Annotated in this window: 10 protein-coding genes; 1 reads left to right on the plus strand and 9 read right to left on the minus strand. The window is 58.2% G+C overall.

Features of this window, described 5'->3' with window-relative positions; translation table 11 throughout:
• Window positions 1-53: 53 nt before the first annotated feature.
• The 4 genes from GBCGDNIH1_RS14960 to GBCGDNIH1_RS14975 form a co-directional block, all read right to left on the minus strand.
• Window positions 54-1577: a SpoVR family protein gene (locus GBCGDNIH1_RS14960; protein ID WP_011631215.1), complete on the minus strand. Its 1524-nt coding sequence runs from the start codon at window positions 1575-1577 to the stop codon at window positions 54-56.
• Window positions 1574-2875 (minus strand): YeaH/YhbH family protein, encoded by a 1302-nt coding sequence (locus tag GBCGDNIH1_RS14965; protein ID WP_011631216.1) that lies wholly within the window; start codon window positions 2873-2875, stop codon window positions 1574-1576. Before GBCGDNIH1_RS14965 ends, GBCGDNIH1_RS14960 begins: the two co-directional genes overlap by 4 nt.
• Window positions 2876-2900: 25 nt before the next feature.
• On the minus strand, window positions 2901-4847 hold the full coding sequence (locus GBCGDNIH1_RS14970; protein WP_043453564.1) for a PrkA family serine protein kinase: 1947 nt from the start codon (window positions 4845-4847) through the stop codon (window positions 2901-2903).
• A gap of 502 nt (window positions 4848-5349) precedes the next feature.
• Entirely contained in the window at window positions 5350-6648 is a 1299-nt protein-coding gene (locus GBCGDNIH1_RS14975; RefSeq protein ID WP_011631218.1) for an O-acetylhomoserine aminocarboxypropyltransferase/cysteine synthase family protein, read from the minus strand.
• 316 nt (window positions 6649-6964) lie between these two features.
• Between GBCGDNIH1_RS14975 and GBCGDNIH1_RS14980 the strand changes: the two genes are divergently transcribed.
• Window positions 6965-8500, plus strand: coding sequence for a porin (locus GBCGDNIH1_RS14980; RefSeq protein WP_011631219.1), 1536 nt, complete (start codon window positions 6965-6967; stop codon window positions 8498-8500).
• A 74-nt stretch (window positions 8501-8574) separates the two neighbouring features.
• On the opposite strand, the gene GBCGDNIH1_RS14985 is transcribed toward GBCGDNIH1_RS14980, so the two are convergent.
• The 5 genes from GBCGDNIH1_RS14985 to GBCGDNIH1_RS15005 all read right to left on the minus strand — a co-directional run bounded on the left by GBCGDNIH1_RS14985 (window position 8575) and on the right by GBCGDNIH1_RS15005 (window position 14925).
• Window positions 8575-8907 carry a hypothetical protein gene (locus GBCGDNIH1_RS14985; RefSeq protein ID WP_011631220.1) on the minus strand — a complete coding sequence of 111 codons (333 nt, stop codon included), beginning with the start codon at window positions 8905-8907 and terminating at the stop codon, window positions 8575-8577.
• A 34-nt stretch (window positions 8908-8941) separates the two neighbouring features.
• The gene (rfaE1, locus tag GBCGDNIH1_RS14990; protein ID WP_011631221.1) at window positions 8942-10399 is read right to left on the minus strand and encodes a D-glycero-beta-D-manno-heptose-7-phosphate kinase; all 1458 of its coding nucleotides are present in this window, start codon (window positions 10397-10399) and stop codon (window positions 8942-8944) included.
• 154 nt (window positions 10400-10553) lie between these two features.
• Complete coding sequence (locus tag GBCGDNIH1_RS14995; RefSeq protein ID WP_025318234.1) at window positions 10554-11522, minus strand: protein-L-isoaspartate O-methyltransferase family protein; 969 nt, start codon at window positions 11520-11522, stop codon at window positions 10554-10556.
• A gap of 5 nt (window positions 11523-11527) precedes the next feature.
• On the minus strand, window positions 11528-14014 hold the full coding sequence (locus tag GBCGDNIH1_RS15000; RefSeq protein ID WP_011631223.1) for a hypothetical protein: 2487 nt from the start codon (window positions 14012-14014) through the stop codon (window positions 11528-11530).
• A complete protein-coding gene (locus tag GBCGDNIH1_RS15005) occupies window positions 14011-14925 on the minus strand; it encodes an alpha/beta fold hydrolase (protein WP_043452677.1) in 915 nt (304 codons plus the stop codon). Before GBCGDNIH1_RS15005 ends, GBCGDNIH1_RS15000 begins: the two co-directional genes overlap by 4 nt.
• Window positions 14926-15014: the final 89 nt, after the last annotated feature.

Raw genomic sequence — 15014 nt, forward strand, 5'->3', positions numbered from 1 at the left:
GCATTATCCCGGCTAGAGCAGGAACAGCGCAAGATCACTCCCTGTTGAACATGTCAGCGGCTTCCGGCTTCGTGGGTCTGCAGCACGGCATTGGTGACGGCATCTATCTCCTCCAGCCTGACTTCGTAACCCCACAAATCCGCCAGCCTCTGAAGCACGAGGGTTGCATCCCCACTCTCCAGCAGGATTCCGTTATGCACGCGATGTTGCAGGATCAGGCGGCGGTCACCGACGAGATCGACATCCACGACTTCCAGTTCCGGTTCCATCCGCACCGTATCGAACTGATCAGCCAGCGTGCTGCGAATGGTGCGATATCCACGTTCGTTATGAATGGAGCGGACCAGAAGGTCAGATCGGCTATCGTCATGCAGCGCAAACAGCTTGAGTTTACGGATCAGCCGCGGACTGAGGAATTGTCTGATAAAACTTTCATCCCGATAATTTTCCCATGCTTCTTTCAGCGTTTCCAGACCGGCCTTGTTTCCGGCAATATCCGGGAACCATGCACGATCTTCCTCATCGGGATTTTCGCATATGCGGACAATATCCTCCATCATGGCAAAGCCGAGCGCATAAGGATTGATGCCGGAATAGCGGCGATCATCGAAATCCGGCTGAAATACGACACTGGTGTGGGAATGCAGAAATTCCAGAAACGCACCTTCCTGCAAAAAGCCCTGTTCATGCAGCCGGTTCATGATGCTGTAATGGGTCCAGGTGGCGCAGCCCTCATTCATCAGGCGCGTCTGTTTCTGCGGATAAAAATACTGTGCGACATGACGCACGATCCGCAGAATCTCCCGCTGCCAGTCTTTCAGCAGAGGTGCTTTCTTCTCAAGAAAATAAAGGATGTTTTCCTCTGGTAGTCCCAGAAGAGATTGTCTTGCCGCCCGTTCGCTCAATCCTGACGTTCCCCCGGAGCGACCGGGCAAAGTGCGCCAGAGATCGTTGAAGGTACGCTCTGCCTCGGCACGGCGTTCCGCTTCCCGCCTGGCCTCATCCTGCAGGGTCGGAAGATTGCGGCGTGGATAGCGGCTGACGCCCTGTGTCATCAGGGCATGGGCCGCATCCAGAAGCCGTTCGACCTCTTCCTCGCCATAGCGTTCTTCGCAGCGGCTGATATAGCTTTTTGCAAAATCCATATAATCGAGAATGCCGCCCGCATCGGTCCATTGCCGGAACAGCGCATTGTTTTTAAAGAAATGGTTATGCCCGAACGCGGCATGGGCCATGACCAGCGCCTGCATCGCCATGGAGTTTTCCTCCATGATATAAACAATGCAGGGATCGGAATTGATGACGATTTCATAAGCCAGCCCCTGCTGGCCATTACGGTATAATGTTTCGTCCCGTGCAAAGCGCTTGCCGAAAGACCAGTGCCGATACATCAGCGGCAGGCCGATAGAGCTGTAAGCATCAAGCATCTGTTCAGAGGTAATCACCTCGATCTGGTTCGGATAGACGTTCAGACCCATTTCATGCAGGGCGATCTTTTCGATCCTGTCATAGCTGCGCTGAAGCTGATCAAAGCTCCAGTCACGGCCGGAGGCGATGCCTGGTTCGGGAGCGTTCATGCCTCCACCTCGTTGATGCTGTCGCGTGTGGCTTTGTCACGGGTAAACAGCTGCCGGAACACGGGATAAATCTGCCCGCGGTGGCTGACGTGGCGCATGGCCAGTGGCTGGTCTGATTCAGCCACGGTTTTGTAGGCGCGCCATAACTCCGTGTCTCCACCGGGCATGTTTTCGGCACCCACCTCAAGATAGGCGAAATACTGGCATTGCGGCAAAATCTCTCGCGTTAAGAGGGCGCAGGCATGGCTGTTGTCGGAAGGCAAATTATCGCCATCCGATGCCTGTGCAGCATAAATATTCCAGTCCTCCTTTGCATATCGGTCCTTCATGATGGCCAGCATTTTTTCCAGCGCGGTGGAAACGACGGTACCCCCTGATTCAGTGCTGGTGAAGAAGGCCTCTTCATCCACTTCCTTCGCGACATGGGTATGCCGGATAAAGACGATATCGACATGTTTGTAGCGACGACTGAGGAAAAGATAGAGCAGCTTGTAGAACCGCTTGGCCAGATCTTTCATATGTTCGGTCATGGAGCCTGAGACATCCATCAGGCAGAACATCACGGCGCTGGCAGCCGGGCGCGGCACGCTTTGATAGCGGTTGTAGCGAATATCGATCGGATCGATAAACGGGATACGCCGCCCGCGGGAGCGTGCCTGTTCGATCCTGTGCCGCAGTTCTGCCTGTCGTTCCGGATCGGTCCCGTTTTCGAGCAGACTTGCCAGTTCACGTTCTTCTGCCTCGGTTTCCTCAAGGCGGGGGCGGCCCAGCGCAATGCGGCGAGAGAGGCTGTTGCGCATGGTGCGGACCAGATTGACATTGGTGGCCGATCCGCTGATCGCATATCCCGCCCGGCGGGGTGTCGCTTCCTCTGCCGAGCGCAACTGACGGCGCAGCAGATCGGGCAGTTCCAGATCTTCCAGAAAAAGATCGAGAAATTCGTCCTGTGACAGGGCAAAGGTGAAGGCGTCCTCTCCCTCGCCATCAGGCGCTCCCTCCCGCCCTTTTCCACGACCTCCGCCGCCCTGACGGCGGATCTGATCACCTTCCACAAACTCCTTGTTGCCGGGCAGCACATGGGTACGGTTTCCGGTGCCGGATGCATGGTGCAGGGTCGGCTCGCGCAGGGCATCGGTATTGATCCGGATACCTTCGCCGACGCCGGTTTCCCGGATACCCTGACGGGCGGCGGCATCGCGGACTGCCTCCATGATCTGCCGCCGTGCCTTGCGGATAAAACGCTGACGGTTGGCCAGGCTTTTGCCACGTGGGTTCAGCCTGCGATCAACAATATTCAAATCCTGCCTCCGATCGGCGGGCGTCTCAGCCCGCCTGCTTCGTGCGCATATACCATTCCACCAGGCGCCGGACCTGCCGCTCTGTATAGCCGCGGCTCATCATGCGCTGGACGAACTCGGTATGTTTCTTCTCTGTCTCCGCTTCTTTCTTGGAGCCAAAAGAAATCACGGGCAGAAGATCTTCCACCTGACTGAACATCCGCCGTTCAATGACCTCCCGGATTTTCTCATAGCTGGTCCAGGACGGATTGCGGCCGCCATGATTGGCACGGGCACGCAGGGAGAACTTGACGACTTCGTTACGGAAATCCTTGGGATTGGCGATCCCGGCGGGTTTCTCGATTTTGGTCAGCTCCTGATTAAGCAGCTCACGATCCATCATCTGGCCGGTATCAGGGTCTTTGAAATCCTGATGCTCGATCCAGGCGTCTGCGTAATCGACATACCGGTCGAACAGGTTCTGGCCGTAATCATTGTAGCTTTCCAGATAGGCTTTCTGCACCTCATGACCGATGAACTCGGCATAGCGTGGGGCCAGTTCGGCCTTGATGAACTCCAGATAGCGTTTTTCAGTGTCCTGGGCCAGTTGCTCACGCCGGATCGACTGTTCCAGCACATACATCAGATGCACCGGATCGGCCGCGACCTCCTGCGTATCGTGGTTGAAAGTCGCGGACAGCACCTTGAAGGCAAAGCGGGTGGAAATTCCGTCCATACCTTCATCCAGCCCGGCAGCATCACGATATTCCTGTACCGATTTGGCATGAGGGTCCGTTTCTTTCAGACTCTCTCCGTCATAGACGCGCAGTTTCGAAAACAGGCTGCCGGAAGCGGGCGGCGTCAGACGTGACAGCACTGCGCAGCGCGCCAGCATTTCCAGCGTGCCGGGTGCGCAGGGGGAGCTGGCCAGATCACTGTTTCGGATCAGCTTGTCGTAAATTTTTTCCTCTTCGGTGACGCGCAGGCAGTAGGGAACCTTGATCACGCAGATCCGGTCGATAAAGGCTTCATTATTCTTGTTATTACGAAAGCTCTGCCATTCGCTTTCATTGGAATGGGCCAGGATCACACCCTGAAACGGGATGGCGCCGATATTTTCCGTGCCGACGTAATTGCCCTCCTGCGTGGCGGTCAACAGCGGATGCAGCATCTTGATCGGTGCCTTGAACATCTCCACAAATTCCAGCATCCCCTGCGTGGCGCGGTTCAGACCGCCGGAAAAGCTGTAGGCATCGGGATCGTTCTGGCTGAAATGCTCCAGCATGCGAATGTCGACCTTGCCGACCATGCTGGAAATATCCTGATTATTTTCATCGCCGGGCTCGGTTTTCGCAACGCCGATCTGGCGCAGGCGGGATGGGTAGAGCTTGGCAACCCGGAACCGGTCGATATTGCCGTCAAACTCGTCCAGCCGCTTCAGTGCCCACGGGCTGAGCAGCCCGGTCAGACGGCGGCGGGGAATGGCGAACTTGTCTTCCAGCAGCGGTCCCATCGCCTCTGGATCGAACAGGCCCAGGGGGCTTTCGAAAACCGGGCTGATCGCTGTTCCTGCTTTGAGCACATAGATCGGCTCCTGCTCCATCAGGGCTTTCAGTCTCTCGGCGAGCGACGATTTGCCGCCGCCTACCGGACCAAGCAGGTAGAGTATCTGTTTCCGTTCTTCCAGACCCTGAGCGGCATAGCGGAAGAAGTTGACGATCCGCTCGATCGTTTCCTCCATGCCGTAGAATTCGGCAAAGGTGGGATAGACCTTGATGGTGCGGTTCATGAAGACGCGTCCCAACCGCGCATCCCGGGACGTATCAATCACGTCCGGCTCGCCAATCGCCTTCACCATGCGTTCGGCGGCGGTTGCGTAGGTATCGGGCTTATCCCGGCAGAGCGACAGATATTCGCTCAGCGACATGTCGACTTCACGACGGGTTTCGTAAGTGTGCCTGGATTTGGAAAACAGATCGTCCAGCAAGCTCATGAAGGGCGGCTCCGTGACGTTTCGGGTGACAGTCCGACGCTCCCGCGTGGGACTGTGCAGTCCGTCCGGTATCAGCCTGCCTGAGATGCCGTATCCCGTGGGAGGGAACGGTATGCAGAAAACGGCGATACCGAACCGCCATACGTCGTCCGCAACAATCGCGCATGTCTCTGTTCCGGACGGCGCAGGCTGTACTTCAACATCCCATATGTGGGAGCGCGGCCTGTCCTGCAGCAGGGGAGGGAGGAGGAAAAAAAGCGATTTCTGCGCTTGCAGAATGATCGCACCCGTCAGGGCTGCTCCGCCGAACTCCTGAACTGATGGACCGCCGGATCGTCCCGCATCATGGAACTTCTGAAACACAGCCTAGCAGTCCGGTAGAGGCATTTCGCAACTATAATCGGAGACATTCCACATTTTTTTGCAATCACTGTGTCACGTCGGCGCTGTGGTCTTTGGGACACGGTTTTTAACAAGGGCGATTGTCTATGGCCGGCTTTATTCAGCCCTTTTCCAGGGCCTGATCGAGATCGCGGAGAATATCGTCGATATGCTCCAGTCCGATCGACAGGCGCACATAACTGGGGGAGACGCCGGTTGCGGCAAGAGCCGTTTCATCCAGTTGGGAATGGGTCGTCGTGGCCGGGTGAATCGCCAGACTCCTTGCATCGCCGATATTGGCGACATGCAGGAAAAGCTTCAGCCGGTCGATGAAGCGACGCCCTGCTTCCGCACCGCCTGCCAGTTCGAATCCGACCAGGCCACCTTTGCCGCCAGGCAGGTATTTATCAGCCCGTGCCCGTGCGGCTCCCGTCTGATGGTTCGGGTGGATAACACGAATCACCTCCTTTCTGCTGGCCAGCCAGTCTGCGACAATGGAGGCATTGCGGCTATGTGCGTCGATCCGCAGAGGCAGTGTTTCCACACCCTGTAGCAGCAGAAACGCATTGAAGGGGCTGATCGCCGCCCCCAGATCGCGCAACAGGGTCGTGCGGATTTTGACGATGTAGGCGACCGGGCCAAGCGCCTTGGTTGCTTCCACCCACACCGCGCCGTGATAACTGGGATCAGGCTGGTTCAGTGCGGGCTGGCGCTCTGGATAAGCGGCCCAGTCGAACTGCCCGCCATCGACGATCAGCCCGCCAATACTGGTGCCGTGACCGCCGAGATATTTGGTGGCGGAATAGACGACTATGGCTGCTCCATGCTCCAGCGGGCGGATCAGCAGTGGGGCCGCCGTGTTATCAATAATGAGGGGAATGCCCAGCGGACGGCCCAGTGCGGCCACCTCTGCAATTGGAAAAACGTCCAGCTTTGGATTGGGCAGGCTTTCCGCATACCAGGCGCGGGTACGATCGTCGCTGGCACGTACGAAAGCGGCCGGCTCGGTGGGGTCTACAAAGCGTACCTCAATACCCTGATCGCGCAGGGTATGGGCAAACAGATTCCACGTTCCCCCGTAAAGATCGGTCGAGCTGACGATATTGTCGCCTGCTCTCGCAAGGTTCTGGATTGCGTAAGCCGAGGCAGCCTGACCGGAGGCAACGGCGAGAGCCGCAGCGCCGCCTTCCAATGCGGCAATGCGCTGTTCCAGCACGTCATTGGTCGGATTGCCGAGGCGCGTATAGATATTGCCGAGCTGCCTCAGCCCGAACAGATCGGCAGCATGGGCGGTATCATCGAACTGATAGGATGTCGTCTGATAGATCGGGACGGCAACCGCACGGGTTGCCGGATCACGGCGCCAGCCCGCATGCAAGGCGAGTGTAGCCGGATGAAGCTGTTCGTCTTTTCCGCTCATTTTACACCATTTTATGGTTAATATTTTATATCACCATACATCATGGTTTATCCGTTGCAATGCTTAACAGCCTCATGAGTCAAAAGCTTGTGTTGCGCAGGTGCAACACAAGTCATCGGTCGGGTTATTTATTTGTGCGGTGCAGCAAAAAACAAGGTTTGGGCCACGGTCTTACATCACTTCAGCACAATGTGTTGTGCAAAAATGCCACAGTAACGTGATTACCGCAGAATGACCTTCTGTTAATCTTGACGATGCCTAAGCGGTATGGTCGGATCACGAAATAATAATAAACCGAAATTTGGGGGGTCTTTAAATGTCGATAAAGTTCTCGACATGGCTCAAAGTGAGCACTGTTATTGCCGTGGGCGCTGGTTTTGCAGTTACCCCGGCCTTCGCAGATGATTATACCGATCTGCTGAACATTCTGCGTGCCAAGGGCAGCCTGACCCAGAACGAGTATGGCGCCCTGATGGCCAAGCATGGCACAGGCTCCCGCGCTGTAAAGGGCCGTACATCCCGCGCCGCCCAGGCGGATGGAGCTTCTGATGCGCAGGCTGCTGCCGCCAGCGCCGCCGCCAGCGCTGCTGCTGCTCAGGCCGCCGCCCAGTCTGCCCAGTCCTCCCTGCAGGCATCGAACATCATCCGCAGCAAGCCTTATGTGCCGGGCAAGGGGATCACCATCCGTGCCGGTGACATCGACCTGAACTTCTCCGGCTTTGTGAACGGGTACTATACCTACAGCGCCGGCGCGACAGGCAGCGGCAAGGTGGGTGGCGGTCTTGCAGCCCCCAATGGCGACTCCTCTGCCATCCGTGACGGCCTGCTGCCCGCAGCTCTGATCTTCAAGGCCAGCACCACTCAGGCCGGTATCGATATGTCTGCCGTGTTTGGTATTTACCCGGGCATTAACAGCTCCAATACCGGCACGATCTTCGGTGCCAATGGTGGTGGGTCTGCCTATGGCCTCAGCACAGCCGGTATTGATTTCCGTCAGGTCTATGTCACCGCTGGCACGAAGAAATTCGGCACGGTCAAAGTTGGTCGTGACCTGGGCATCTTCGGTTCTGATGCGATCTTGAGCGATGCGACGCTGCTCGGTGTCGGTGCCGCCGGTGGCAACACGATGCCTGGCAATACCGCGCTGGGCCGTATCGGTATCGGTTATGTGTATGCCGACTGGCTGCCGCAGATCAGCTACGCCTCCCCGACTTTCGGTGGTGTGCAGATCACCGTGGGTGCCATGTCCCCCTACTCCGTTACCAACGCTTTCAGCGGCGAACCGGGTGTAACCAAGACATCCAGCGATACGCTGATGTTCCAGGGCAAAGTCACCTATGACTATGCCTTCGGTGCGCTCAATGGCCGTCTATGGAGCAGCTTCCTGGTGCAGCCGCAGCAGAAGATGCAGGGCATTGTCGGTGCCAACGCGCGTGACAGCGTGCTGTCTGCCGCAATTGATGGCGGTATCAAGGCCAATTATGGCCCGTTCGGTATGGTCGGCTACTACTACCGTGGGTCAGGCCTCGGCACGACCGGTCTGTTCTTCGACGCGATTGCCGCCAATGGCCGCAAGCGTGATTCCGAAGGCTACTATGTGCAGGGCACCTACAGTGTGACCAAGAAGCTCCGTCTGGTCGCCAGCTATGGTCAGAGCAATCTGAATCAGGCTCCGGGTGAAGTGAACCCGGATCTGGTTCGCACCAACGAAGCCGCGATCGGTGGCGTGTATTACAGCCTGACCGACTGGATGACACTGGTTGGCGAATATGCCTATGTGCAGGCGAAGTCGCATGGCGATACCGCCCTGCATTCCAACAACTTCACCGCCGGCACGATGCTGTTCTTCTAATCGACAGCGTTTCGGATCTACAAAAAAGGGGAGGAGCGGGAACGCTCCTCCCCTTTTCCATGTCTGGGTCAGTCTTATTGCGCGTTGGGCGTTTTTTCTTTCACGGCACCGGGCACATTCGTTTGAAGGCCGGCTTTGTCATCTTTGGTTGTGCCGGTGCCCATGGCACCATCCGATGTGTTGGATGAAGTGCCGGTTTTTGCGTCCGGACGTGCTTTATGATGTTTATGATGCGTTTGTTGGTGATTGCTTTCAGTGACCGTGTCCTCGGCATGCACTGACAAGGGCACAGTGAGACCGAGGCACAGAACAAGAGCGGTACCAAGGGTGGCAGGGCGTTTCATGGCCATTCCTTCCTGATGATCCGGCCGGGATGGTGCCGGGTTTTCATCAGGCTCAACGATCATGGCCCCGCTGCGTTCCCCCGCCGATGGGGGCGATTCAGGTGAGTGTCGAGATTTTCTTCACGATTCCAGTGGTTGAACGGCCCGGTACCAGATCAATCAACTCCACTTTCCCACCCGCTGCGCGGACGACATCGCCGCCGACCACATCTTCCTCGCGATAATCAGCACCCTTGAACAGCCGGTCAGGAAGCAGAACGGAGATCACGGAGAGGGGCGTGTCTTCCTGAAATCCGACGACACAATCCACGCTCCTCAGCCCAGCCAAAACAGTGCAGCGATCTTCAAATCCATTAATGGGACGGGTTGGTCCCTTGAGGCGCGAAACGCTCGCATCCGTATTGACAGCGACGATAAGCCGGTCACAACGCGTGCGGGCCTCATTCAACAGGCTGACATGGCCCGCGTGCAGGATATCAAAGCATCCATTGGTAAAGCCGACGGTCAGACCAAGCTGCTTCCATTTCTTGACGAGAGACCGTGCTTCACCAAGACTACGGGCAGAGCCGGTGCTGCCATTGGAGATGGCGGATTCATCCAGTTCTGCGCGCAGTTCGTCCACATTGAGCGTGGCAGTTCCCGCCTTGCTGACCACAACGCCTGCGGCGGCATTGGAGATTCGCATGGCACTTTCAAGGGTGAGGCCGCTGGCATGCGCCAGGGCGAGGGTGGCGATCACGGTGTCGCCAGCCCCGGAGACGTCGAATACTTCCCGCGCACGGGCGGGCACGGTGTGAATGGCGATGTCGTCCCGCCCTTCCGCAGGGGCTTCTATCAGCATCATGCCCTTTTCGGAACGTGTCGCGAGAATCGATGCGCCCTCAGCCTGCTGCATGACAATCCGGGCCGCGGCAATAACGGATGCCTCGTCATCGGCACGCTGATGGGCGGCGGCGGACAGCTCCTTGACGTTCGGTGTGATGCAGGTCGCACCGGCATAAACCGAAAAATCCAGTCTTTTGGGATCGACGAAAACCGGAATACCGGCCTGTCGAGCCAGTCCGATCACATGCTTGATCACGGCAGGCGACAGTACGCCCTTGCCGTAATCCGATAAAATGACCGCGCCACACTCTGTGATATGCGTGGCGACCATGGTCTGTAGCAGCATTTCTTCTGCGGGTTGGGTTGGCAGGTGGCTTTCATCATCAGTGCGAACAACCTGCTGCTGCGCGGCCAGAAAGCGGGTTTTGCAGATGGTCGGCCGATGGGGGCTTTCCACCAGGGCGTTGACGATACCGGGGACACGCTCCAGATGAGTTCTGAGTGCGATGGCGGTGTCATCATGGCCGATCAGCCCGACCAGAATGGCTGTGCCGCCCAGATCGGCAATGTTATGGGCCACATTGCCTGCGCCGCCGAGCATGGAATGGGTGCTGGTGATACGCAGGACCGGCACAGGCGCTTCCGGGGAGATGCGTTCCACGCTGCCATGCATAAATCTGTCCAGCATGACATCACCGATGCAAAGGACGCGCGTGCTCGAAAAATCCATAAAAATTCCGCTCGTATGAAAAACCGTTTTCTCTTCCGACCGTGTCGGCCAGAGATGAAAACGAAGAGAAAACGGCCCGCCTGAAAAATCAAGCGGGCCGCTTGCTCATCAGGCACAAAAGCGTGCGTGTGGCTGCAAATATATCCGCCGTTCTTTATTCGACGTGAGACCCATTCGCTGGCATTGCTGTGGGAGATGCCGTCGGAGTGGCTTTCTCCATATGGGTATTATCGGAGCCCGGGCGGGGTGTTTTCATCATCGCGCCGGTCATCGGGATAAAGAACACACCGACATCGCGCCGGGAATGGACCTTGCCCTCGGCATCCTTGGTGTAGATGTAGAGAATCTGCCCGCGCTTGAAGGGCTGCCCGATGGGAATGATCATCCGGCCATTGGGCTTCAACTGCTTCAGCAGATCCGGCGGAGCATATTGGGCGGCACAGGTGACGATGATGACATCGAATCCTCCCTCGACCTCCGGCCAGCCGAAATAGCCGTCACCGACCCGGCTGGAGATATTGTCATAGCCCAGCGGCCTGAAGATTTTCCCGACCGCCTTACCCAGCGGCTCGATAATCTCGATCGAATAGCTGTGTTTGACGATGCGGGACAGAAGAGAGCTCTGGAACCCGCTGCCCGTGCCAATTTCCAGCGTCACATGCTCGGGCTTCGCCTCGCAGACCTGAGACATGTAGGCCTGTCCAAGATAGTCGGACAGCGCCGATCCGTAGCCGAGCGCCCAGGGTTTCGGATCGGCCTCATAAGCCGCGCTTGGGGTCGGCGTATGGGTGTCATAGTGATAGTGGTAATACTCGCGCGGTAACTGGCGGAAAGCTTCCATCACCGCCGGATCGGCATGGCCGAGCCTTTCCTTCAGATAGGATTCAATCCGTTGCAGGGCCGCAGGTTTACGGGCCTGAATGGCATCGAACGTCTTCTGATCGATCTTGCAGGGACGGCCGGACTCGGCCATCGCCTTCTCAAACCGTTCGAGCGTCCATGGCTGGGCTGCGGCGGCATCGGCTGCACGGGCCTGAGCAAACAGGCGCGGCCCTTTACTGGAGAAGGGCAGAGCAGCACCGGTGGCGGCTCCTGCAACAATCAGGGAGCGGCGGGAAAACATGCGGGTCAATATCCTTGCCTGAATTCCGCCCGGGTGGCGGAAGGCGTGTGGAACAGAAGGGCAGCCAGCCCATACAGCATAGCGGCCCCGATCAGCAGCACGGAATAACCTTTCTGCAAAGCCAACAAATTCGCGAGGGGCGTTGCAACAACCGAAAAAGCGCCATTCACGCCCCAGGCCCAAGGTAGCAGCCCCGGCGGCGTACCATGCAGGCCCAGCGGAAAAAACAGACCAAGCAGGATGGAAACCGGCGCCAGCACGACACCCAGCAGTAGCAGTCGCAACATGATCGGCCAGTCCAGCGTGTTCAGCACCAGCGCGGGCAGGCCATACAGGATAGCGGCACACCACACTATGGTCAGTCCGGCCGCAATGCGCAGGGTGCGAGCCGCCTCCGTGGTAAAGCGCCCGGACAGCATCGCGCCGATCCCGGAAAAAATCAGCATCATGCTGAGCACGGCGGCAAAGGCGGTGGCCCGATCATTCAACCAGAAAGCGGCCTTGTCGATCAGAACGATTTCAATAAACAGAAAGCCAAGACCCAGAACTGCAAAATAGGCAACGGCGCGGGCGGTGCCTCCGGCGCTCATCCCGATCCGGCGGGGACGGATCATTGGCAGCACCAGCACGATCATGGCAAGCAAGGCGGCCTGGGCCAGTACGGCGAGATTGACCAGAGGACCGATCTCTTGTTGCGGCAGCATTTCCAGACGCTGGAGAATGGTTCCGAGATGCGACAGGCGCAGCACCGAATAAAAGAAGGGCCGATCCTCCGTGATAGGCGAGAGGTTGAAGGCACGTTGCGATCCGGTTCGCAGATCGGCATCATCCCGCTCTGACAGGACGGGCAAGGCTTCCTCTGCCACGGCATCGGCCGGGCCGCTTCCACTGCCCACCGACCCATCCTCGAATGAAACCGGTGGCAGATCATTGTAAATCGAGGCTTTGGCGGCCTGTAGATCAATGCCGGGGAAATAGGGGACGTCGAAAGAACGCTGATCGGCAAAGTGGCGCGCAGTGGTAATCGTGCCTGCGGAGAATGGTTGATTACTGACCAGGATGCGCAGGTTCCATGCCGAGCGGTACACGATCACCCGCGTCATGGGATCGACCCCGCGTGCACGCAGCGCATCCCGTACTGTGGCCAGCAATCGCACGGCATAGGCAGGAAATTCACGGATCGAAACAGGCAGGGACAGCACCCCGCCCGGTGCCAGGGCTCCGATCAGGGTATCGAGCGATTCACGGGTAAAGACATGGGCATTGGCTTCCTGTTCGTCGAGAAAATCCGACGAGACATCGATCATTGCAAAGGTCGCCGGATGGCGGCGTGCCACGCCGACGGGATTGGCGCCGGAGAGTTCGAAACCTCCGGGCATCAGCTTGCGCAGGATCGGGTCCGGTTCCAGTGCCGTGACATGGGCGGCTCCGAGAGCTTTGGCCTCGGCGATCCTGAATCCTCCGCCACTGCCGATCAGCAACACCTGTCCGCCTGCTTTCAGGGCTGCGCTTTCCAGTATGTAGGGCAATGCATTCAGGGCAGCAGGAGCATAGCGTGCATCAAGCCCGGGCTGCCCCGGGCCACTCAGCGGCAGGGCGGCGATCCGGTTGCCGTCGCGATAGACGCCGAGGGTCCTGGGCGGTCCGGGCAGATTGAGCATGCCGGCATCATTGGAGATATCGGTATCGACCCGTTCCGTAAAATCCGCCAGCACATTGTAAAGACCACGCGGGGAGTCGACTTCCTGCACCATCCGTGCGCCTTCGACATGCAGGGGGGCATAGATCGGCTTGAAATCGTTAAACGCCGCGCTGTCGTAATGCAGCGCTCCTATACCTGTTGCAAACAACAGCAGCGCCAGCGCGGTATGGGCAGCGCGTAGCCGTGGGGGCAAACGTGATCCGGCCAGCCAGCAGGCCAGCAGCAATAAAGGCAGCATGCAGGGCATCAGCTGAAATGGATGCACATATTGCATCAGCACCAGCACCAGCAGTGCCCCGCCGCCCGCTCCGGCAAGATCATAGCCATATGTCTTGCCAAGCCTGGCCGAGCCGAGGATGAAAGACAGGCTGATATACAACCCGGTCAGAAAGAAAAACGGCAGCAAGGCCGCATAATACAGCCCGATCAGCCAGAGCTGTGGTCCGTACGTGGCCGGGTTCTGCAACTGGAGCGGATTGAACGGATTGGCCGTCACACACAGATAACCGCCTACTGCTGCGGGCAGCAGCAGCAGCGGCAAGATGGCTTGCAAGGCAGTCCCGTATTTCGTCAGAGTCTGTCGAGCCAGCGCGGTCGCAACCCCGGACAGGGCCAGACCGGCCATGACGATGGAAATGACCCAGTACCCATATTCCGACCATTTCGCGACGGCAAAATAGCGGGTCAGGGCGGTTTCATACCCGACCGCCGCCCCGGAAATCAGGGCCAGTGCCAACAGCGGTGCTGGTCTTAATCCTGTGTTGTGATCGGAGGAGAGAGGGACACTCATTTCAGGACTGTCCGCGGCCAGACTTTTCGAGTGATAAATGATTCCATCAGCCTGTTGAATCGGTCGGCCTCATCGATGAACAGCGCGTGACCTGCGGTGCGGAAGATGCTGATTTCCGCATTGGGGTGGCGGGCGGCAAGATTCATGGCCTGTCCTTCGAAAGCCGGGCGCACGGCATACAGAACCGGTTTGGCAGTCGCATACACGGCTTCTTTCCAGTAGGTGCGGGGAACGGGATAGCGCAGCAGGGCCGCCGCGACATCGGGAGGGGTATGGAGTGCATCCTGGGTCAGCTGTTCCAGAAAAGCAGTTGATTGCGGCTTATGGAACATGCTGCGCACAAAAGCCTGCATTGAAGCCTGCCGATTGAGAGGGTGCGCTTTCCTGCCTCCTCGTCGCTTGCCGGAGACTGCTCCGGGGGCTGGGTTCTCGCCAATGGAATTGTCGATCAGTACCAGCCCGGCAATATGCGAATCTCCATGCTCATGCAGATAGGCCAGCACGTCCAGCACACCGAGCGACCAGCCCACCAGCAACACGCCCGCGCCTGTGTCTCCGCCGAGTTGGGCAATGGCATCGGCAATATCCTGCCCGCGTCGCCATGGATCATAGCCGGTGGAGGGAATGTCGCTTTCCCCCTGTCCGCGCGGGTCCAGAGCGGCAACGTGAAAGCGTCTGCTGAAGAAGGTGAGCTGCCGGTCCCAGATCCAGGCGGGCATGCACCAGCCCGGCACAAACAGGATCGATGGTGCGGAGGCAGAGCCTGCCTCAATCATGTGCAGACGGATGCCATCACTGGCCGAAATGAACCGGTTATAATCAGCCGCCCGGACAGCGCGGGGTGCGCAGAGGCTGATCGCACCTGCTCCGAGCAACGCGTTCAGAAACGGTCTGCGTGACAGGAAAGCCATGCCGGATGCCTTTTCATGTCCATACCGGACAGCAGAGGCGCCAAAGGAAAGTCTTGCGCATGAGGCGATCAGGCAAGACCGGGCGGCCC

The organism is Granulibacter bethesdensis CGDNIH1 (assembly GCF_000014285.2).
GTDB lineage: Bacteria > Pseudomonadota > Alphaproteobacteria > Acetobacterales > Acetobacteraceae > Granulibacter > Granulibacter bethesdensis.

What these genes read in the sequence shown, in the direction of transcription:
- rfaE1 (WP_011631221.1), bottom strand. Translation starts at nt 10,399, where the DNA reads ATGGATTTTTCGAGCACGCGCGTCCTTTGCATCGGTGATGTCATGCTG.
- GBCGDNIH1_RS14960 (WP_011631215.1), bottom strand. Translation starts at nt 1,577, where the DNA reads ATGAACGCTCCCGAACCAGGCATCGCCTCCGGCCGTGACTGGAGCTTT.
- GBCGDNIH1_RS15005 (WP_043452677.1), bottom strand. Translation starts at nt 14,925, where the DNA reads ATGGCTTTCCTGTCACGCAGACCGTTTCTGAACGCGTTGCTCGGAGCA.
- GBCGDNIH1_RS14985 (WP_011631220.1), bottom strand. Translation starts at nt 8,907, where the DNA reads ATGATCGTTGAGCCTGATGAAAACCCGGCACCATCCCGGCCGGATCAT.
- GBCGDNIH1_RS14995 (WP_025318234.1), bottom strand. Translation starts at nt 11,522, where the DNA reads ATGTTTTCCCGCCGCTCCCTGATTGTTGCAGGAGCCGCCACCGGTGCT.
- GBCGDNIH1_RS14975 (WP_011631218.1), bottom strand. Translation starts at nt 6,648, where the DNA reads ATGAGCGGAAAAGACGAACAGCTTCATCCGGCTACACTCGCCTTGCAT.
- GBCGDNIH1_RS14970 (WP_043453564.1), bottom strand. Translation starts at nt 4,847, where the DNA reads ATGAGCTTGCTGGACGATCTGTTTTCCAAATCCAGGCACACTTACGAA.
- GBCGDNIH1_RS15000 (WP_011631223.1), bottom strand. Translation starts at nt 14,014, where the DNA reads ATGAGTGTCCCTCTCTCCTCCGATCACAACACAGGATTAAGACCAGCA.
- GBCGDNIH1_RS14980 (WP_011631219.1), top strand. Translation starts at nt 6,965, where the DNA reads ATGTCGATAAAGTTCTCGACATGGCTCAAAGTGAGCACTGTTATTGCC.